This window comes from Duganella sp. BJB1802 (assembly GCF_013369445.1).
Lineage (GTDB): Bacteria > Pseudomonadota > Gammaproteobacteria > Burkholderiales > Burkholderiaceae_D > Rugamonas > Rugamonas vulcania_A.
In genome coordinates this window covers 112,962-132,748 of record NZ_JABWEF010000008.1, presented here as the reverse complement: position 1 = coordinate 132,748, position 19,787 = coordinate 112,962, and the positions used below count along the sequence as shown (strand labels likewise).

Annotated in this window: 19 protein-coding genes and 1 pseudogene; 9 read left to right on the top strand and 11 right to left on the bottom strand. The window is 63.3% G+C overall.

Going from position 1 to position 19,787, the window contains the following annotated elements; all coding sequences use genetic code 11:
• The first annotated feature begins 65 nt into the window (after positions 1–65).
• From HUX88_RS14585 to HUX88_RS14570, 4 genes are all read left to right on the top strand, one after another.
• Positions 66–2,390 (top strand): GH92 family glycosyl hydrolase, encoded by a 2,325-nt coding sequence (locus HUX88_RS14585; RefSeq protein ID WP_176362237.1) that lies wholly within the window; start codon positions 66–68, stop codon positions 2,388–2,390.
• A gap of 243 nt (positions 2,391–2,633) precedes the next feature.
• A complete protein-coding gene (locus tag HUX88_RS14580; protein WP_176362347.1) occupies positions 2,634–3,107 on the top strand; it encodes a gluconokinase in 474 nt (157 codons plus the stop codon).
• Positions 3,108–3,150: 43 nt separating this feature from the next.
• The gene (locus tag HUX88_RS14575) at positions 3,151–4,464 is read left to right on the top strand and encodes an MFS transporter (RefSeq protein WP_117010873.1); all 1,314 of its coding nucleotides are present in this window, start codon (positions 3,151–3,153) and stop codon (positions 4,462–4,464) included.
• A gap of 31 nt (positions 4,465–4,495) precedes the next feature.
• Positions 4,496–5,560 (top strand): porin, encoded by a 1,065-nt coding sequence (locus tag HUX88_RS14570; protein ID WP_176362236.1) that lies wholly within the window; start codon positions 4,496–4,498, stop codon positions 5,558–5,560.
• Here HUX88_RS14570 and HUX88_RS14565 read toward each other — a convergent pair whose 3' ends face one another.
• From HUX88_RS14565 to HUX88_RS14540, 6 genes are all read right to left on the bottom strand, one after another.
• Complete coding sequence (locus HUX88_RS14565; RefSeq protein ID WP_117010870.1) at positions 5,561–5,911, bottom strand: DUF3147 family protein; 351 nt, start codon at positions 5,909–5,911, stop codon at positions 5,561–5,563.
• A gap of 21 nt (positions 5,912–5,932) precedes the next feature.
• Positions 5,933–6,301, bottom strand: coding sequence for a hypothetical protein (locus HUX88_RS14560; RefSeq protein ID WP_176362235.1), 369 nt, complete (start codon positions 6,299–6,301; stop codon positions 5,933–5,935).
• Positions 6,291–6,662, bottom strand: coding sequence for a glyoxalase superfamily protein (locus HUX88_RS14555; protein ID WP_176362234.1), 372 nt, complete (start codon positions 6,660–6,662; stop codon positions 6,291–6,293). The genes HUX88_RS14560 and HUX88_RS14555 overlap by 11 nt, the downstream gene beginning before the upstream one ends.
• Positions 6,659–7,285, bottom strand: a complete 627-nt coding sequence (locus HUX88_RS14550) for a VOC family protein (RefSeq protein WP_373886798.1) — start codon at positions 7,283–7,285, stop codon at positions 6,659–6,661. The genes HUX88_RS14555 and HUX88_RS14550 overlap by 4 nt, the downstream gene beginning before the upstream one ends.
• An 89-nt stretch (positions 7,286–7,374) precedes the next feature.
• On the bottom strand, positions 7,375–8,295 hold the full coding sequence (gene ppk2, locus HUX88_RS14545; RefSeq protein WP_175001265.1) for a polyphosphate kinase 2: 921 nt from the start codon (positions 8,293–8,295) through the stop codon (positions 7,375–7,377).
• A gap of 14 nt (positions 8,296–8,309) precedes the next feature.
• Complete coding sequence (locus tag HUX88_RS14540; RefSeq protein ID WP_161091523.1) at positions 8,310–9,908, bottom strand: inorganic phosphate transporter; 1,599 nt, start codon at positions 9,906–9,908, stop codon at positions 8,310–8,312.
• Between the two features lie 151 nt (positions 9,909–10,059).
• Between HUX88_RS14540 and HUX88_RS14535 the strand changes: the two genes are divergently transcribed.
• Complete coding sequence (locus HUX88_RS14535; protein WP_176362232.1) at positions 10,060–10,539, top strand: DsrE family protein; 480 nt, start codon at positions 10,060–10,062, stop codon at positions 10,537–10,539.
• A gap of 164 nt (positions 10,540–10,703) precedes the next feature.
• Positions 10,704–10,874, top strand: a pseudogene (locus HUX88_RS14530) (transposase); the annotation flags it as partial.
• 213 nt (positions 10,875–11,087) lie between these two features.
• Here the strand turns inward: HUX88_RS14530 and HUX88_RS14525 are convergent.
• On the bottom strand, positions 11,088–11,549 hold the full coding sequence (locus HUX88_RS14525) for an Rrf2 family transcriptional regulator (RefSeq protein WP_176362231.1): 462 nt from the start codon (positions 11,547–11,549) through the stop codon (positions 11,088–11,090).
• Between the two features lie 74 nt (positions 11,550–11,623).
• Here HUX88_RS14525 and HUX88_RS14520 point away from each other — a divergent pair, with 74 nt between their 5' ends.
• Complete coding sequence (locus tag HUX88_RS14520; RefSeq protein ID WP_176362230.1) at positions 11,624–12,598, top strand: alpha/beta fold hydrolase; 975 nt, start codon at positions 11,624–11,626, stop codon at positions 12,596–12,598.
• Between the two features lie 148 nt (positions 12,599–12,746).
• On the opposite strand, the gene HUX88_RS14515 is transcribed toward HUX88_RS14520, so the two are convergent.
• Together HUX88_RS14515 and HUX88_RS14510 are read right to left on the bottom strand one after the other, a co-directional pair.
• The gene (locus HUX88_RS14515) at positions 12,747–14,123 is read right to left on the bottom strand and encodes a wax ester/triacylglycerol synthase family O-acyltransferase (RefSeq protein ID WP_176362229.1); all 1,377 of its coding nucleotides are present in this window, start codon (positions 14,121–14,123) and stop codon (positions 12,747–12,749) included.
• Positions 14,124–14,169: 46 nt separating this feature from the next.
• The gene (locus HUX88_RS14510) at positions 14,170–15,717 is read right to left on the bottom strand and encodes a fatty acyl-CoA reductase (protein ID WP_176362228.1); all 1,548 of its coding nucleotides are present in this window, start codon (positions 15,715–15,717) and stop codon (positions 14,170–14,172) included.
• Positions 15,718–16,029: 312 nt separating this feature from the next.
• Here HUX88_RS14510 and HUX88_RS14505 point away from each other — a divergent pair, with 312 nt between their 5' ends.
• On the top strand, positions 16,030–16,221 hold the full coding sequence (locus HUX88_RS14505) for a hypothetical protein (RefSeq protein WP_117010849.1): 192 nt from the start codon (positions 16,030–16,032) through the stop codon (positions 16,219–16,221).
• A gap of 9 nt (positions 16,222–16,230) precedes the next feature.
• Here the strand turns inward: HUX88_RS14505 and HUX88_RS14500 are convergent, their stop codons facing one another.
• Both HUX88_RS14500 and HUX88_RS14495 read right to left on the bottom strand, forming a co-directional pair.
• Positions 16,231–17,220: a 2-dehydropantoate 2-reductase gene (locus HUX88_RS14500; protein WP_176362227.1), complete on the bottom strand. Its 990-nt coding sequence runs from the start codon at positions 17,218–17,220 to the stop codon at positions 16,231–16,233.
• A gap of 83 nt (positions 17,221–17,303) precedes the next feature.
• On the bottom strand, positions 17,304–18,656 hold the full coding sequence (locus HUX88_RS14495; RefSeq protein WP_117010846.1) for an MFS transporter: 1,353 nt from the start codon (positions 18,654–18,656) through the stop codon (positions 17,304–17,306).
• A 131-nt stretch (positions 18,657–18,787) separates the two neighbouring features.
• Here HUX88_RS14495 and cyoA point away from each other — a divergent pair, with 131 nt between their 5' ends.
• Positions 18,788–19,786 (top strand): ubiquinol oxidase subunit II, encoded by a 999-nt coding sequence (cyoA, locus tag HUX88_RS14490; protein WP_117010844.1) that lies wholly within the window; start codon positions 18,788–18,790, stop codon positions 19,784–19,786.
• Position 19,787: the final 1 nt, after the last annotated feature.

The following is a 19,787-nucleotide window of genomic DNA, read 5'->3' as shown; positions in this document are numbered from 1 at the left end:
CATCCTGTTGACCGGTGCGGCGGCCAGCGCTATAACGTTGGATCGACCTCACAACCGGAAGCCGTATGTTCGCGACTAAATTGTTAGCAGCCGGCGCGCTCGCGCTGGCATCGACTCTTCCCGCCACCGCTGCGGAGCCGTCTTCGCCCGCTGCTGCCGTCGATGTCTTCATCGGCACCGGCGGCGACGGCCATACATTCCCCGGCGCGGCGCGGCCGTTCGGCATGATCCAGCTGAGCCCCGACACGCAGGTGCGCCCGTTCCGTCAAAGCTACCCGTGGGCCGCCGGCTACCGCTACGAGGACGACAGCATACTGGGCTTCTCGCATACGCACTTTTCCGGCACCGGCCACTCGGATCTCGGCGACCTGCTGCTGATGCCCTACAGCGGCGAAACCAAGCTGGAACCGGGCTATCCGGAGCGCCCCTTCAGCGGCTACCGCTCGCGTTTCCGGCACCAGGACGAGCACGCGGAGCCGGGCTACTACGCCGTCAAGTTGATGGACAACGAGGTCGATGTCGAACTGACCGCCAGCGAGCGCGTGGGCCTGCACCGCTACCGCTACGCCAAGGGCGCTGCGGCCAAGGTGATCCTGGACCTGCGCAGCAGCATCTACGATTACAAGGCCAAGAACCTGTGGTCCCGCCTGCGGGTGCGCGACAACTCGCTCATCACCGGCATGCGCGAGACGCGCGGCTGGGCTGCGGGCCGGCAGTTGTACTTCGCGGTCGCGTTCTCGCATCCGCTGACGTCGCGCGCGCTGCGCAATATGGAGTCCGACGTCGAATACAAGGGCTTCGCCGGTCCGGGCAGCGGCCCTGGCGACAAGGCCATGGTCGAGGGCAAGGCGCTGGTCGGCGCGCTGGACTTCGGCGTGCCGGCCGACGGCCAGCTTGAGGTGAAGGTGGCGATATCCGCCGTCAGCGAGGAGGGCGCCATCGCCAACCTGGGCGAGATGCCCGGCTGGGACTTCGACGCCGAGCGCGCCAAGGCGTCGGCCGCGTGGGACGAGGCGCTGGGCGCGGTGGCGATCGAGGCGGCGCCCGACATGCGCAAGATGGTCTACACGGCGCTGTACCACAGCATGCTGGCTCCCAGCCTGTTCATGGACCGCGACGGCCGCTATCGCGGGCCGGACAACGAGGTGCACCAGGCGCAGGGCTTCCGCTTCCACTCGACCTTCTCGTTGTGGGACACCTACCGCGCGCTGCATCCCTTGCTGACGCTGATCCAGCCGGAGCAGCGCAATGTGGACTTCGTGCGGTCGCTGATTGAATCGCAGAAGGCCAGCCCATACGGCATCCTGCCGGTGTGGCAGTTCCACGGGTTGGAGACATGGTGCATGATCGGCTACCACGCGGTGCCGGTGATCGCGGACGCCTACATGAAAGGCCTGAAGGGCTTCGACGCCGACGAGGCCTTGAAGGCGATGACCAGCAGCGCGGAATATGGCCCGTACGGCGGGCTTCAGCACTACATGAAGCTGGGCTACGTGCCCATCGACCTGGAGCCGGAAGCGGCGTCGAAGACGGTGGAATACGCCTTCGACGACTGGACCATCGCCCGCATGGCGGAGAAGATGGGCCGCAAGGATATCGCCGCGCGCTACTACAAGCGGGCGCAGAACTACCGCAACTCGTTCGACACCAAGACCGGCTTCCTGCGCGCGAAGAAGTCGGACGGCACCTTCCGCGAGCCGTTCGATCCGGTGCTGTCCAACTTCGGCAGCGACTACACCGAAGGCAGCGCGTGGCAGTATTCCTGGTATATGCCGCACGATAACGCGGGCCTGATCAAGATGCTGGGCGGCGATGCGGCCTTGCAGAACAAGATAGACATGATGTTCGACGCCAAAGTCGATGAGAAGGTCTACGCGCACATGGAGGACATCTCCGGCCTGATCGGCCACTACGCGCATGGCAACGAGCCGTCGCATCACGTGGCCTACCTGTACAACTTTGCGGGCGCGCCGTGGAAGACGCAGCAGCGCCTGACGCAGGTGGTCGCGTCGCAGTACAACACCACGCCGGCCGGTCTTTCCGGCAATGACGACCTGGGACAGATGTCCGCGTGGCTGGCCTTTACGGCGCTGGGGTTTTATCCGGTCGCGCCGGGTAGCAACGAGTATGTGATCGGCCGCCCATTCATCGACAAGGCCGTGATGAATCTGCCGAACGGTAAGGTCTTCACCATCCGCAGCGTGGGCCTGAGCGCGGAGAACATCTACGTCTCCGGCGTTACCTTGAACGGCAAGCCGCTGGCGCAGACCTTCCTGCGCCACGAGCAGATCACCGCCGGCGGGGAGCTGGTTTTCACAATGTCCAGCAAGCCCGATACCGCATGGGGCAGGGGCGCCGCCGCCCGTCCCTACACGCAGACCGCCTACTGACCGGCGCCGCCCCTGCGGGCGGCTTACCGCCTGATAGCGCTATCATCGCCGTCCGGATTTTTCAAGCCCCAGATCCGGGGTTGTGCCGGATTTCGTCCCAACGTCCCCGTATAACCACGTTTGCTGCGCCGCACCACTGATTATTCTTTACAAAAACTGATGAGCCGCTACACTGCATCACATGTTAGCGCTAACAAATCAGGAGCAAGTGTGAACAATAAAGCAGTATATCGGTGGGTGGTCATGGGAGTCAGTGGCTGCGGGAAGAGCGAGATCGGCGCCCGGTTGGCCACCGCGCTCGGATACCCGTTCCTGGAGGGCGACAGCTTTCACCCGGCGGAAAACGTCGCCAAGATGTCGGCCGGAATTCCACTCAATGACGACGACCGCGCCGGCTGGCTGCTGACGCTGCAGGGCAAGATCCGCGAAGCAGCGCAGCGGGGCGAGGGGCTGGTGCTGTCCTGTTCGTCCCTCAAGCGCCGCTATCGCGACCTGCTGCGCCAGGGCGACCCGGACTTGCGCTTTGCCCACCTGAGCGGTGAGCGCGCAGTGATCGAAAGCCGCATGCAATCCCGCCCCGGCCATTACATGCCGACCAGCCTGCTCGACAGCCAGTTGCGCGACCTTGAACCTTTGCAGGCCGACGAAGCCGGCCTGCGCCTGGACCTGACCTTGCCGCCACAGCAGCTGGTCAGCCTTATTTTGCAACACCCTTAGCCGCAGCAATAGCGGGCATTCCATAATCGAACTGGAGATAAAAATGAAAACAGTCACTACAACAAAAATCCCGAAACGGCGCTGGGGCATAGGCGCCTTGCTGGGCGTCGGCGTGCTGATCAACTACATCGACCGTATCGGCCTGTCCGTGGCCGCGCCGCAGATCAAGGAGTTGTTCGACCTGACACCGGTCGAACTGGGCCTGCTGTTCAGCGCCTTCGCCTGGTCCTACTCGCTGCTGCAGATCCCGGTCGGCATGGTGATGGACCGCTTCGGTCCCACCAGGGTTGGCCGCTGGGGCGCCTTCCTGTGGGGGCTGGCCGCGACCATCACCGCGTTCTCCAGCGGCTTCGCGGGCATCTTCGCGGCGCGCATCCTGCTGGGCATCGCCGAAGCGCCGGCCTTCCCGGTCAGCGCCAAGGCCACCGGCTACTGGTTCCCGCGCAATGAGCGCGGCATGGCCACCGCCATCTTCGACGCCGCCGCCAAGTTCTCCAACGTGATCGGCGTGCCTTTGCTGGCGCTGACCATCGTCACCTTCGGCTGGCGCTGGGGCTTCGGCTTGACCGCTGTGCTGAGCTTCAGCTACTTCATCGCGTTCTTTGTGCTGTACCGCGATCCGAGCGCCGATCCCAAGCTGAGCAAGCAGGAGCTGCGCTACATCCAGGAAGGCGGCGCAGCACCGGAAGGCCCGTCCGAAGCGGGCGCGCTGAACATGCTGGGCTACCTGCTGGGCAAATCCAAGATCTGGGGCCTGACCATCGGCTTCGCGGCCTACGGTTACTCGTTCTACCTGTTCCTGACCTGGCTGCCCGGCTACCTGGTGCAGACCATGCACATGAGCATACTGAAGTCGGCAGGCTTTGCAGCGATACCGTGGGCGGTGGCGACGGTGGCCGATCTGTTCGTCGGCGGCTGGCTGATCGATCACCTGATCTCGCGTGGCAAGAACGAATCGCTGGTGCGCAAGGGCGTGCTGGTGTGCGGCATGACGCTGGGCCTGGCGGTATTCGGCGCAACGCAGACCACCGATCCGGTCTGGGCCATCTTCTGGATCTCGATCGCGCTGGGCGGCCTGGCTTCGGCGGCGCCGGTGGGCTGGTCGTTGCCATCGCTGATCGCGCCGAAGGGCGGGGCCGGCACCATCGGCGGCATCATGAACTTCGCCAACAACCTGATGGGCGCGGCGGCTCCCATCGTCACCGGCATGATCGTCGGCGCCACCAACTCGTTCACCAACGCCTTCATGGTGGCCGGCGTGATCCTGTTGATTGGCATCGTCTCCTTCGTCTTCGTCCTCGGCAAGATCGAAGCGATTCCCGATCCCGAACCGCGCGGCCTCAAGCAGCCGGCGTGATACCTACATAATAATTCTGGAGACAACTAAAATGAAAAAAAGCATTTATGCGCTGGGTGCGCTCGTCCTTACCACTTGTTCCGGCGCTGTCCTGGCGCAGAGCAATGTGACTTTCTACGGCGTGATGGACATGGGTATTTCCCAGGACCGTGGCGGCATCGCCGGCACTTCCACCCGCGCCACCAGCGGCATGGCGACCCAGAGCCGCTGGGGTTTCCGCGGCAGCGAGGACCTGGGCGGCGGCATGAACGCCTTCTTCGTGATCGAGGGCGGCATCCATGCGGACACGGGCGGCTCGACGCAGAACAACACGCTGTTCGGCCGCACCAGCATCGTCGGCCTGGGCAGCAAGTATGGCGCGGTGTCGATCGGCTTGCAGGATACGCCGTTGTTCACGACGCTCAACACCATCGTCGACCCGCTGCGCAACGGCATTGCGCGTTCCAACAACCTGATGGCGGCGACCGGCTTCCGGGCCGGTAACTCGGTGCTGTACCGCACGGCGACCGTCAATGGCTTCAGCGCCGACGCCATGTATGTGGCGGGAGAGGTGGCCGGCGACCAGAAGGCCAGCCGGGCGTTGGGTGGCTCGTTCGGCTACAGCAATGGGCCGCTGAATGTGCGGCTGGCCTACCACAACAAGAACAACGATACGGCCACGCTCAAGAACACCGGCTCGGCGCGCAATACGCTGCTGGGCGCGAACTATGACTTCGGTCCGGCGAAGGCCTGGTTCGGCTATGGCGTCGACAAGGGCCTGAACAGCGCCACGCTCAATAGTTCTGTGGTCAACTTCGAAGGTCCGGCGCCGGTGGCGTCCACGGACAGCACCGATATGCTGCTTGGCGTATCGGCGCCGTTCGGCTTCAGCACCTTGGTGGCGACGTATATCCGCAAGAACGACCGGACGGCGCGCAACCAGGATGCGCAGCAGTACGCGCTGGCCTATATGTACGCGTTCTCGCGGCGCACCGACATCTACACCTCGTACGCGATGATCCGCAACCATAACGGCGGCGGCTACACGGAGGGCAACAGCGAGGAGCCGGGCATCGGCAATCGTCAGTTCACGGTGGGCTTGCGCCACCGCTTCTGATCACAGCAGGTCGATGCCGAATCGACGCACCAGCAGCGCGAACAGCCCGAAGCAGACTATCGTGATGACGACGCATGCCAGCAGGGTCGGCCAGAAACCGATCCGTGGCAGCAGCGCCGGAAAGGCCAGGAACATCGGCAGCGTGGGCACCACGTACCAGAAGGTGTACCACGCGTGATTGGCGATTTTTTGTTCGGGTTGTTTGTCGATGTACAGCCAGATCAGCGCAAGCAGCGTCACCAGCGGCAGCGCCGCGACCAGGCCGCCGATACGGTCGCTGCGTTTGGCGAATTCGGAGACCGCCACGACCACGGCTGAAGTCAGCAGGTATTTGATGATGAGCCAGGCCATGTGTCTTCCTTAATTGAGTCGTTAAAACCTGTAGCAGTGGGCCTGCTGGCTGTCGCTGCGCAATGACGGCATGATCAGCACGGCCGAGGTCTCCTTCTGGCATTCGATCAGTGCCCGTCTGGATTCCTCGATGCCGGCTTCGATGAAGTCCTTCTTGGCGGCGCCGGCAATCGCCTGGGCGAGACGCGTATCGCGGGCGCTGGCGCTGGCGCTGGCCGGCGCACGTATCGCTTCAAAGCCGAACTCCTTCAGTCCCTTGTCAAAGGTTCGCTGGACCAGCAGGCCGCCTTGCGAAGTCAGCGCATTGCCGTCCCGTGCTGGCGCTTGCATGTCCGCCGCATGGACGATGGCGCATGCCAGCAGCAGCGGAAGCGCGATTTTACGCGTCATCGTCCGTGCTGACAAATGTCAGCCGGTTGCCGGATGGGTCCTTGATCGACATTTCGCGGCTGCCCCAGGGCATGGCTTCGATGCCGGGGCGGGCGTGTTTGTACTGCTTGGCGATCAGCTGGGCGTGGTATTCATCCAGCCCAGTGGTGGCGATGCGGATGGCGGCGCCCGGGCTGCAATCACCGAAATGTTCGGTGAGGTGAAGGACGCAGCCGTCCCGCGACACTTGCAGGTACAGCGGCATGCCGGGTTCGAAGCGGTGCTCCCAGTCGACTTTGAAGCCGAGGAAGTCGACGTAGAATTCGCGCGTCTGCGCTTCGTTGAAGCTACGCAGGATGGGGGTGACGCTGCCAAGGTTCATGTCGATAACTCCTTGATGCCTTGTGGTGTGTTGATGTGGGCGACCAGTCGCGGCTTGTCGCCATGCTGGCATGCGACGGCGTCCTCCAATCCGATGGACGCCAGCAGCGCGGCGGCCCGCTGCGGATCGGGATGGAAGATCTCCAGCCTGGCCAGCGACAGGCCCTGGTCTGGCAGGCCCGCCGCTGGATGGGGATGGTCGTCCCATTCGATCAGCGCCGGGGCGACGCCATCCAGCGCGACCGAGCCATCGGCCGGTATCGTGATCAGCCAGTTGCGCTGGCCGCGTGACATGGGCTCCACCGGCCCCAGGTCTTCGCTGCCGACGGCGGCGGTCGCGCGTATGTCGTCGGTGCGCGCCACCCAGGTGCCGAGCGATGGCGGCGAATCCGGCGCAAGCCGGTCGAGCGCGAACCAGCGCGGCCGGCCTGGCGGGGGAGCATCGGGATTCGGGGCGATGATTTCCAGGAAAAGCGCGTCGCCCAGCCGCAGCAGCAGGTTGTGCGTTCCCATGCGGGGATGCTCGCCACCGGGCTGCGGCGTCGCGCCCAGTGCCTTGAGGACGAAGGCCGCGCCGGCTGCCAGCGTGGGCGCGGTGACCGTGATGTGATCGATGCGGCTCACGTCGACGCTGCCGCCGCCGGGCCGATGGATATTGCGCCGAGTTGCATGCCGATCTCCCAACATAGTGAATCGGCCGACTTTAGCACAGGTCAGTACACTTCCGGAACGATGATCTCGGCCGGCACCGGGCGGCGCACATAGTCGTCGTGGTACTCGCGTTCCGGCAGCTGGATCGCCGGATGCTCCACTTCCACGTACGGCATCTGCTCCAGCAGGTGATGGATGCAGTTCAGGCGCGCCTTCTTCTTGTCCACGCCTTGCACCACCCACCACGGCGCTTCCGGGATGTGGGTCCGCTCCAGCATGATCTCCTTGGCCTTGGTGTATTCCTCCCAGCGGCGGCGGGACTCCAGGTCCATCGGGCTCAGTTTCCACTGCTTGAGCGGATCGTGGATGCGGCCCAGGAAGCGCGCGTTCTGCTCCTCGTCCGAGATCGAGAACCAGTACTTGATCAGCTGGATGCCCGAGCGGGCCAGCATGCGCTCGAATTCCGGCACGGTCTGGAAGAATTCCTCGTACTGGTCGTCGGAGCAGAACCCCATCACGCGCTCGACGCCTGCGCGGTTGTACCAGCTGCGGTCGAACAGCACGATCTCGCCGGCGGCCGGCAGGTGCGACACGTAGCGCTGGAAGTACCACTGCGTGCGTTCGCGGTTGTTCGGCGCCGGCAGCGCGGCCACGCGGCACACGCGTGGATTGAGGCGCTGGACGATGCGCTTGATCACGCCGCCCTTGCCGGCGGCGTCGCGGCCTTCGAACAGGATCACCACCTTGTGGCCGGTGTGGACCACCCAGTCCTGCAACTTGACCAGCTCCGCCTGCAGGCGGAACAGCTCGCGGAAGTACTGGCGGCGGGCTTCCTTGGCCTCCTCGCTGCGCTCCGATACGCGCACTTCGCGCGTGACCGGATCGATCTCGCGGTCTTCCAGTTCCATCTCCAGCTCTTCGTCATAGCTGTCGGTCAGTTCGCGCTGTACGCGTTCCATCAAGTCGGTTTCATTCAGTCGCATAGTGCTTCCTTGTTTCAGAAAATGTGGTGGAACAGCCAGAACAGCGAACCCGATAACAGGATCGCGGCCGGCAGCGTCAGCACCCAGGCCATGGCCAGGTTGCGGACAGTGGACCATTGCAGGCCGGAGCGGTTGGCCGCCATGGTGCCGGCCACGCCGGACGACAGCACGTGCGTGGTCGATACCGGCATGCCGTACATGTCGGCCGCGCCGATGGTCAGCATCGCCACCAGCTCGGCGGAGGCGCCCTGCGCGTAGGTCAGGTGGGATTTGCCGATCTTCTCGCCGACGGTGACGACGATGCGCTTCCAGCCCACCATGGTGCCCAGGCCCAGCGCGATCGCCACCGCCACCTTGACCCACAGCGGAATGAACTTGGTGGCGTCGTCGAGCTGCTTCTTGAAGGCCTTCAGGTTGGCGGCGGTGTCGGGGTCGAAGGGCAGGGCCTTGGTCTTGTCCATCACGTGCATGGTTTCCGCCGCCAGGTACATATCGTTGCGGACGTTGCTCACGGTCTCCGCCGGCACCTTGGCCAGCGAGCCATGCTGCTTGACCGCCTGGCCGATGTCGCCGATCAGCACGGACAGCGCCGGCACCACCGCCGGCGTCAGCGTTTTGGTGCGGATGTAGGCCGACAGCTCGGGATGCGGATCGGCCATTGGCGCCACGCCGGGCGGCATGTACTTTTGCAGCGACTGCTGCGTGACCTGGGCCACGGCGACGAACTGCGTCACCTGGTCGGTGGGCAGCGCGCGGTTCAGCGCGTAGGCCATCGGCACGGTGCCGACCAGGATCAGCATGATCAGGCCCATGCCTTTCTGGCCGTCGTTGGAGCCGTGCGCGAAGGAGACGCCGGTGCAGGTGAGGATCAGCAGGCCGCGGATGTACCAGGGCGGCGGCGTGTTGCCGGCGGGAGCCTCGTACAATTCGCGGCGCTTGACGAGGGCGCGCAGCGCCAGCAGCAGCAAGGCGGCGCAGCCGAAACCGACCATCGGCGACAGCAGCAGCGAGTAGCCGACCTTGGCCGCCTGCGCCCAATCGACGCCGCTGGTGCCGTCGCGGCCATGCATCATCGCGTTGGCGATGCCGACGCCGAGGATGGAGCCGATCATGGTGTGCGAGGACGACGCCGGCAGGCCGAGCGCCCAGGTGCCCAGGTTCCAGACGATGGCGGCGATCAGCAGCGCGAACACCATGGCGAAGCCGGAGCTGGAGCCCACCTGCAGTATCAATTCGACCGGCAGCAGCGAGATGATGCCGAAGGCGACCGCGCCGCTGGAGGTCAGCACGCCGAGGAAGTTGAAGCAGCCGGACCACACGACGGCGGCGTTGGCCGGCATGGAGTTGGTGTAGATGACGGTGGCGACGGCGTTGGCGGTGTCATGGAAGCCGTTGACGAATTCGAAGGCGAGGGCGATCAGCAGCGCCACGCCGAGCAGCACATACGGCAGCCAGCTGGTGGCCACCGGGCCGGCCTCGGTGACGTCGGAGCGCAGGCTGTAGGCGCTGAACAGCAGGCCCGCCACCAGCAGCACGAAGAAGATGAGGGCGGTGATGGGGGTGTTCTTGGTGTCGGCGGGACTGATCCTCGCCGGTTGGACGACCGTATTCATGCCATTCAGCTCCAGTATAAAAGTGGTAACTGAATGTACTTGTCGAATATGACAGAGGTATGACGACAGCCAGGGGAGCAGCGTAGATAGTGGGACTGCTGGAAGCTTGTGCTATCCTGAGTGCGACGAAACTCAATACGGAGTACCTAATTTGAAAAACCATATTACGTTGGGCGGTGTTCTGTTTGCCACTTTCGTTTCGATTTTGTTCACCGGTCCAGCCCGTGCCGAATATGTCGTGCCCAACATCCAACATGCGCCGTATGGCGAGGTCAAGGTGGTCGTGCCAATTACCAGCGACGATCCGGCAGTTTGGCTATTCCGTTTGCGCAACGTCGGCAACGGGGTAACGGCCACCGCCGGATTGGGCGGCGGGATGAAGGCGAAGATTGTGTTGTACGGTGCGGGGGTTAAGTTGTTATCGCAACCGATGGATCCCAAGATCAAGGAAGCCATAGACGCCGCACGTGCCGCAGGCGCGCAATTTAACGTTTGCAACGTCACCCTCAAAGGCATGAAGCTGGACTGGCATGCACTTTACGGCCTTCAGGAAGTGGATATTGTTCCTTCCGGTTTTGCCGAAGTAGGTTGGCTCGCCAGTCACGGTTGGGCTGTTGATCCTGCCAATTGAGTTATTCCTCGTAACGAAAAAAACCTACCTTGCAATTTTTGTGCTTCCCAAACCGACATTGGAGCACGCCAAGATCAAAGATGTCATCAGTGATGCGTCGATCGGAGATTTTAAGCGGTTCTCAATTCCAGGTGGAATTGGCTATGCCAGTCGCCACCAGGTTGCAGCAACTGCGCGGCGTCGGCCCGATCATTGACACTGCGATAGTGGCCAATGTGGGCGACGCAAAACAGTTCGGCGGCGGCGGGCAGATGGCGGCATCACTGGGACTGACGCCACGGCAGAATAGTTCAAGCGGTAAGGAGCGACTGCCAGGTATTACGAAACGCGGCGACGCTGGCAGAACTCGACAACGTCTGTGGCCTTCGAGCCCGAAGTAGCGATAGGGAGCCGGCGTTCGAATAGCCCATTATGGTCCTTGCCCGACGACGGGCGAAGCAGTTAGAGACCGGATATATGTGGGCAGTCGTACCTAACAGCCAAAGACGGAATGTTTGTATCCATATACGGACCTAGGAAGGGGCCTTGACTCCAGTAAAAGTGCCAGACTATTTCGCCTGCTTTTCGCTCGCGGGCAGCGAAGGGGAATTGGTGCCAGGCACAACAATCTTTTGGACTAGCTCCGAAAGCTTGGTGTTGCCAATAATGGTGAGTAGCGCGTTTTCTGCCGAGCCCAAGGCCTTCTTTAAATATTCATTGACCACAGATTCAACGGGACATTGGGGGTTGTCTTCAGCCGGTCCCCAGGTGAATATCCCTTTGTAGGCAAGGGCAACATAAATGTCCTTCACTGTCACCTCAGACAAGTCACAAACAAGAGTCCAGCCTCCGCCTGGTCCCCTCCCAGATTCCACATATCTCGCCTCACGAAGAGACGCCATTGTCCTCCGGACCAAAGCGGGGTTGGTGTGGAGCATTTGCGCAATCGTTTCGGAAGTCGTTGAGCCGCCCCGCAAGTGCATGTGAATCAGTACATGGAGAAGCCTTGCCAGTCGTGTATCTAATTGCATATTGTGTGGGCTATTAATTCGTTACTCATAATGTTACGATATGTCATCGCATCGCGCAATCACTGGAGAAAATTATGACAGCATTCACTCAGTCGTTGGTTGAAACGAATGGCATTCGCTTGCAAGTCGCAGAACAAGGAAAAGGACCACTTGTCTTGCTGCTGCATGGTTTCCCTGAGACTTCCTACTCCTGGCGATACCAGCTAAAAGCGCTCTCGGCCGCTGGCTATCGTGCCCTGGCCCCAGACTTGCGAGGCTATGGGCGAAGCGAGTGCCCAAGCGATGCAAGCCTCTACACGACTTTGCATGTAGTCAGCGATTTAGTCGGGCTCTTGAATTCGATTGGGGAGAGGCAAGCTGTCGTTGTCGGCAACGACTGGGGGGCAAATATTGCGTGGCAGGCGGCCCAAGTTAGGCCGGACCGCTTCCGTGCTGTCGTTGCCCTTGGTGTGCCTCTGATGGGACGGGCACCAATGCTGCCGAGTCGCCTGTTCCCACAGAACGAGCAAGCGTGGTTCTACACACATTATTTTGCTCAGCCAAATTTAGCGAAAGCTGAGCTTGAGGAAGATATCGCGACGACCTTAAAAAAAATTTACTTTAGTGCTTCTGGGGATGTCGGCGAACGCAACGAGAATTCACCCAATCCGTTCGGGATGGTCTCTAAACAGCATGGCTATCTTGCTTCGTTACCTGAGCCTGATCAATTGCCAAATTGGCTTTCCACGAAAGACTTGGACGTGTTCGTACAAGCCTTCAAACAGTCGGGCTTTCAGGGCGGATTGAATTACTACCGCAATCTGGACACGAATTGGGACCTGCAAGGAGCTTTCGAAGGTATGCAGGTAAGTGTGCCAGCCCTCTACATGGTCGGAGGGCGCGACACAGGTTTGGCAATGCCGGGGATGAAGGAAATAATCGCAGGTATGTCGCAGCTCGCTTCAAACCTTCGCGGTTCTCATGTAATTCCGCACGCTGGGCATTGGTTACAACAGGAGGCCGCCGACCAAGTCAGCGCGAGGATGATTGAATTCCTCCGCACGCTGTAGATGCAACGTCGGGCATAGCTAGTACCTTCGTGAACATTGACGCGTGGCTCTCGCTATGCCTGCGTTGGGGTGTGGATTCAACCGGTCAATAGCCCTGCTGTTCGAGGCTATCAGTTCGAATTTGCAGGGCCCGATTGCCTCTTCAGTGTCACCCGGCTGGGGCCAACGGCGCCCCTGTCAGGCCGGCGTCGGCGGCTTCATCGGGAGTTTCGGACGGCGCGGCGCGGGTGGCCAGCTCCAGTTCCTCGAAGGCGTCGTAGGTCAGCGTCATCAGGCGCTCCGGGTCGGGCACGAGGTCGGTGTCGACGAACAGGGCCAGCTGGATCTGGCCCGCGTACGAGATGAACGCCAGCCCCACACCCAGTTTGCCCGCCTGCGGCACCCAGCAGATCAAGTCCGTCATGCGCGAGCCGGCCAGGTAGCGGCGGCTGCCGGGGCCTTCGATATTGGTCAGCACCACCGAACCCTTGGATGTGAACAGGTTCAGCGCGAAATGCTGCAATGCCGTCGGCAGGCAGCCGGCGATCGACAGGAAGGCCATCGTGGCGCGCGGCTGGTGCGAGCGTTTGATGGCGGTCATGCGCTCGCTGGACTGGCGCAGGCGCGCGCAGGGATCCTCCATATTGGTCGGCAGGTCCACCGCCACCAGTCCGAACTCGTTCCCGAGCTGGAAGGCGTTGGCCTTCTCGCGCAGGTTGAAGGTGACGGCGGCGCGCAGGGCCCGGCCGTCGGGGCGTTGTCCGCGTTCGCCCAGGTACTGGCGCAGCGCGCCGGAGACGGCCGCCACCCACACATCGTTCAAGGTCACGCCCATGCGCTTGGACATGGCGCGCACGCGGTCCATCTCCAGCGGCGGCAGCCACACCAGCTGTTTGGCGCCGGTCATCGGCGCCTTGAATTGGCTGGGCGCGTCGGGCCACAGCACCGACAGCCGCGCCACGTGGAAGGCGATCTTCAGCCACGACACGCCACGCGCCACCGCCGAGCACACGGCGTTGTGCGCCACCGTGGCGCGGTGCGGATGGCCGACCGGCGAGGGCGTGCGGCCATGTACGCCGTTGTCGTCGGTCAGGTGATTGAGCACGTGTACCAGCCCCAATCCGTCCGTGATGCAGTGGTGGACGCGGAACACGATGGCGTGCCCGCCGTTGACGCGGTCCAGCACCGTCATGTGCCACATCGGCCGGTCGCGCTCCAGCGGTAGGTGGGCGATGCGCGTCATGTGGGCTTGCAGCTCTTCGCGGCTGACGTCCTGCGACATCTGTTCCAGCTTGATGTGCTGGGCGATGTTGAACTGCTCGTCCTCCACCCAGTGCGGGCGTCCGCGCAGCTGCACCACTTTCTGCGTGAAGCGCGGGTAGTTGGGCAGGCGCAGGCCGATGGTCGATATCAGCCGCTCCATGTCGACCGCGCCCTCGAACAACAGGATGCTGTTGATGACCATCAGGTTCTTGTTTGTGTCCATGCGGTGCCACGCATAGTCGCGACGTGTCATTGCCGCCGGTGCTGCGGTTGGTTTGCTCATGTGATGCTGTCTCCTCATGCGGCGCCGGATCTTTGCCGGCGTCCGCTTATATTTTTACCGGTCTTGCTTCCGTCTCCGCCACGGGCGCCGCCGCCGCTGCCGCCGCTTCCAACGACTTGGGTGAGCGCGGCCGCAGCGCGTAACGGTTCAGGCCCGTCATGTGGATGCGGCACAGGTAGTCCGGCCAGTCGATGGCGGCCGGGTCGACCCCGTAGCGTGCGCGGTCTTCGCTGCCAAAGCGCTGCGCCAGCGCCATCAGCGATTTGTTGTGGAACACGTAGCGCGGCGCGGTGTAGAACGAGAACGTCAATGCCAGCAGCTGCGTGGTACGCAACGCTTCCAGCTTGGGCGAGTCGCCCGCGCCCAGCAGGCGGCGCACGCCGCTCCAGGCGGTTGCGCCGAGGCTCATGGCTCGCAGCATCAACAGGAATACCGGGCGGCTGACGACGCGGAAGCCATGTTTCGGTTCGTTGTAGAACAGCCGTTCGTAGTTGCGCCAGTTGCGCTGCGATTCGGTCTGGAACAGCTCAATCACGCGCCCGACCGAGATCGGATTGGCGGAGCCGGTGCAGGCCTGGTAGATGCGCGTGCTTCCGCGTTCGGTCAGCGCTTCGGCGGCGGCCAGCACGATGCTGTTGGCCACCAGGTCGGCCGGCACGATGTCGACGATTTCATCGGCCTTGGCCGGGAAGAAGCTGGTCTTGCCGCGCGCGTAGGCCAGGATGATGGCGTCGGCCACCTTGACGCCTTCGATCCATCCGGGCGCCGGCTCCTGCAAGGTGCTTTCGATGATGGACGGGCGCACGATGGTGAGTGTGCGGCCGCGCATGGCCTGCATCGCCAGCTGTTCGCCCATCCATTTGGTGAAGGTGTAGGTGTCGTTCCAGCCGTGGTAGTTGGCCTCGGCGATGCCCAGTTCCGTCAGGCGGCGCGTCTGTTGTTCGGGATCGCTGGTCTCGGCCTTGACGGCGGCCACGCGGTGCTGCAGGTGTTGGAGTAAACCGTATAAATCATAATGGCCGTCGCTGTGGCGCGGGATGGCGGCGCGGGCGGGGGTGACGTTCTGCTCCAGCATGTCGCCCCGGTTGTAGCCGTTGACGTAGCAGGTCGATACCTGCACCAGCGGCGCGTTGGCGGCGCGCGCCAGTTCGGCGACGTGCTGCACGCTGAGGGCGTTGATGGCCAGCGCCTCGTCCAGCGCCTCGCGGAAGTTGACGCTGGCGGCGGCGTTGATCACCAGGTCGACGCGGCGGGCCAGCGCGTTGAACTCGGTCAGTTTCAGGCCGAAGCAGGGCGCGGTCACTTCGCCGGTCACGCATTCGATGCGCTCGGCGAAGAATTCGGCCAGGAAGGCCGGGCGTTCGGCGCGCAGGCGGTCGAACACGGAGGAGGTGGCGATGTCGCGCTCGAAGCGGATGCGGGCGTCGCCGTTGGTCTTGCCTCGGCCGCCGCGTATCACCAGCACGATGCGGGCGATGTCGGGCACGCTGCGGATCAGTTTCTCCAGCACGACCTTGGCGAGGAAGCCGGTGCTGCCGGTGATCAGTACGCGCTTCCCCGACAGTGCTGCGTGGACGTTCAATGCTGGTGTCATAGCGGTTTCTCAGAAACGGTGTCATTACTGCAATGAGCCGATCTTAGAGCGAAACCGCAGAGTGACTGGCGACTTTGCAGTGGCTTTGGAAGCCAAACGCATGGCTGTGCGAGTCATGCGGAGTGAGCGCCGGGGAAACTGAAATGGCCGCGTTTGCAACATTGAGGCATTTGCGCAACGCCGTATGTTCTCCGGGAACTCAGCCTGGTCTTACATCGGCGTGGGCGGCGCGCCTATACCACGCTGTGGCTGACTGGAAGATGATGGGCTGCCGGCGATGCCGGCCTTCAATAACTTTGACAGGAGACGATCATGACCCAGCGCCAGAAGCCAGATGAGGCAAAGCAGTCGGGCACGCCAGGCTCGCAGCAGAGCGGTACGCGTGGCGGCAGCCAGCAGCAAAGCGTGGACACCAGCCGCGATACGAAGAACAAGGAAAACAGCGATCCGGCCCAGCGCCAGTCGGGCAGCCGTGATGAACGCGGCAACCGCGACGAGCGCTAGGCCGTTGATTTATTGAGGGGCTTCCGGGTAGAGGCCGTGGACGCGGCCGAACAGCCGGGTCAGGCCCAGCAGGGCGTCGATGTGCGGGGTGGCCAGTTGCAGGCGCTGGCCGATCTCGCGCACGGACGCCACCAGCGCATCCAGCTCCAGCGTGCGGCCGGCTTCGGCATCCTGCAGCATGGAGCTTTTGAACGCGCCCAGCTTGCGCGTGACCAGGTGACGCTGCTCGGGTGTTTCGGCGATATGGCAGCCGATGCGCTCGCCGATGACGGCCGCCTCGCGCATCGCCGCGCGGCAGAACTCGGCCACCAGCTGGTCGTCCAGGATGCGGTCCGCCGTCGCGCCGGTGATGGCCGAGACCGGATTCAGGGTCATGTTTCCCCATAATTTATACCAGATGTCGTGGCGGATGTCGGCCGATACCTCGACGTCGAAGCCGCCCAGCCGCAGTAGCGCACCGAGTTGCTGCGCGCGCTCGGACTCGCCGCCGGCCGGCTCGCCGATGATCAGGCGATTGCCCATCTTGTGGCTGACCAGGCCGGGCGAGGGGGCCGAGGTGGCGGCGTGGACCACGCAGCCCAGCACTTGCCGGTAGGGCAAAGCCGACGCGATCAGGCCGCCGGGGTCGACGCTGGTCAAGGGTTCGCTGCCGATGGCCGGCACGCCGTGGCCGAACCACCAGGGGACGCCGTTCATGGCGGGCAGGATGAGGGTGTGTGGGCCGATCAGCGGGGCGATCTGCCGCGCCACGGCGGCCAATGCCTGGCCTTTGACGGCGATGATGACCACGTCTTGCGGGCCCAGTTCCGCCGCGTTGTCGCTGGCGCGGGCGGGGGCTTGGGTCAGGACGTCGCCTTGTTGCAGGCGCCAGCCATGTTGGCGCAGCGCGGCGAGCGTGTCGCCGCGCGCGTACGCGCTCAGGTCGCAGGCCTGGGCCGCGGCCAGGCGCGCGCCGATGAAACCGCCTATGGCGCCGGCGCCGACGATGCATACCTTCATTTGATACTCCGTGTGGGAAAGTTTGCTTATTTTGCCACAGGAGAGGGCGTCCGGCTGGCGGTGCAGCCGGGCGTCCGGGTGGATTAGTTGCGGATATCCAGCGCGCGGTTCAGGCTCAGCGCCGCCAGCGAGCAGACCGCTCCCGACAGCAGGTACAAGCCCACATACGCCAGCCCGAACTGCGACGACACGCCCAGCGCCACCAGCGGCGCGAAGCCCGCGCCCACCAGCCATGCCAGGTCGGACGTGAAGGCCGCGCCGGTGTAGCGGTACTGTGCCGGGAAGTTGGCCGTCACGGCGCCGGCGGCCTGGCCGTACGACAGGCCCAGCAGCGCGAAGCCCAGCATGATGAAGGTGTCCTGCGCGCCTTCGCCGCCGTTGAGCAGCGTCGGCACGAAGCCGCTGAACACCGCGATCAGGATGGCCAGCGAACCGAGCGTGCGGCGGCGGCCGATGCGGTCGGCGATCACGCCGGAGGCCACCACGCCCACCGCCATCAGCGCCACGCCCACCATCTGCGTGCCGAGGAAGCCGGTGACCGAGCGCGGCGAGTAGATCGTGATCCACGACAGCGGGAACACCGTCACCAGGTGGAACAGCGCGTAGCTGGCCAGGGCGGCGAGGGCGCCGATGATCAGGTTGCGGCCCTGCGAGCTGGCCATTTCGATCACGCTGGTCGGCTGCAGCTCACGCTCTTCCAGCAGCTTGGCGTACTCGCTGGTCGAGGTCAGGCGCAGGCGGGCGAACAGCGCCACCACGTTGATGGCGAAGGCCACGTAGAACGGATAGCGCCAGCCCCAGTCCATGAAGTCCAGGTCGCTCAGGTTGCCGATCAGGTACCAGAACAGCCCGGCGGCGATGAAGAAGCCGACCGGCGCGCCGAGCTGGCCCAGCATCGCGTACCAGCCGCGCTTGTTTTCGGGGGCGTTGAGCGCCAGCAGCGACGGCAAGCCGTCCCACGAGCCGCCCAGCGCCAGGCCCTGGCCGATGCGCAGCACCGACAGGATCAGGATGGAATAGAAGCCGTTGTCGGCGTACGAGGGCAGGAAGGCGATGCCGGCGGTGGTGGAGCCGAGCAGCAGCAGCGCCCCGGTCAGCTTGGCCTCGCGCCCGTAGCGGCGCTGGATGGCCATCGAGATCACGGTGCCGATCGGTCTTGCAATAAAGGCAAAAGAGAAGATGGTGAAGGCGTACAAGGTGCCTTCCAGCCGCCCGTCGAACGGGAACAGCAGCGAAGGGAACACCAGCACGGAGGCGATCGCGTAGACAAAGAAATCGAAATACTCGGATGCGCGGCCGATCACCACGCCGACCGCTATTTCGCCCGGTGAGATGTGGTCGTCGTCCCGTGCATTGATGTTGCGTGCATCATTACCGGCCTGAGATGGTTCTTGGGCGCCAACATGCACGCCATTTGGTGTAGTCGTAGTGGCCATGGTCTCTGTCTCCTGCGTTGATATTTTTATCACGATCATGCCCCGGCCCCTGGGACAAAGTGTCCAATGGCAGGAACATTCCGTGATTGGTACAGTAACACATCATCCACATACTGTAACGTAGATTACCTATGATTCCTCCTCTCGCGCGTCGTGGACTGTTCCTCGCGCCGCTGTTGTGGCTAGCAGGCTGCAACACGGTCGTGTTGAACCCGTCCGGTGATATCGCAGCCCAGCAGGCACATCTTGTTGTTGTGTCAACCCTGCTGATGCTGTTGATTATCGTCCCCGTCATGTTCCTGATTTGCCTGTTCGCCTGGCGCTACCGGAAGTCCAACACTTCCGCCGAGTACAAGCCGGACTGGGACCACTCGACCAAGCTCGAACTGCTGATCTGGGGCGCTCCGCTGCTGATCATCATCGTGCTGGGCCTGATCACCTGGATCTATACCCACTTGCTGGACCCATACCGTCCGCTGAGCCGCATCGACGAAAACCGTCCGGTGGCGGTCGGCGTCAAGCCGCTGGAAGTGCAGGTCGTGGCGATGGACTGGAAGTGGATGTTCATCTACCCTGAACAAGGCATCGCCACCGTCAACGAGCTGGTGACCCCGATCGACGTGCCGGTGCGTTTCCACATGACGTCGTCGAGCGTGATGAACGCGTTCTACATCCCCGCGCTGGCCGGCATGGTCTACACCATGCCCAGCATGGACACGCAACTGAACGCGGTGATGAACAAGGTGGGCGTGTACGACGGCTTCTCGTCGAACTACAGCGGCGCCGGTTTCTCGGACATGAAGTTCAAGTACCACGGCGTCAGCCAGGCCGACTTCGACGCATGGGTCGCCAAGACCCGCGCCGGCGGCGGCACGCTGACCCGCGCCGGCTACCTGGACCTGGACAAGCCGACCATCAAGCATCCGATCATGCACTTCGGCAGCGTCGACAAAGGCTTGTACGACCTGGTGCTGAACCGCTGCGTGGCCGAAGGCTCGACCTGCATGAACGCGCAGATGGAGCAGGACGCCATGCGCATGCAGGCCGCCGCCACCGCGAAAGAACTGCCGAAAGATGTGTGCGAGCCTAAAGTCGCCACCGCCACGGCCCAACCACTCCGTAAAGAATGAC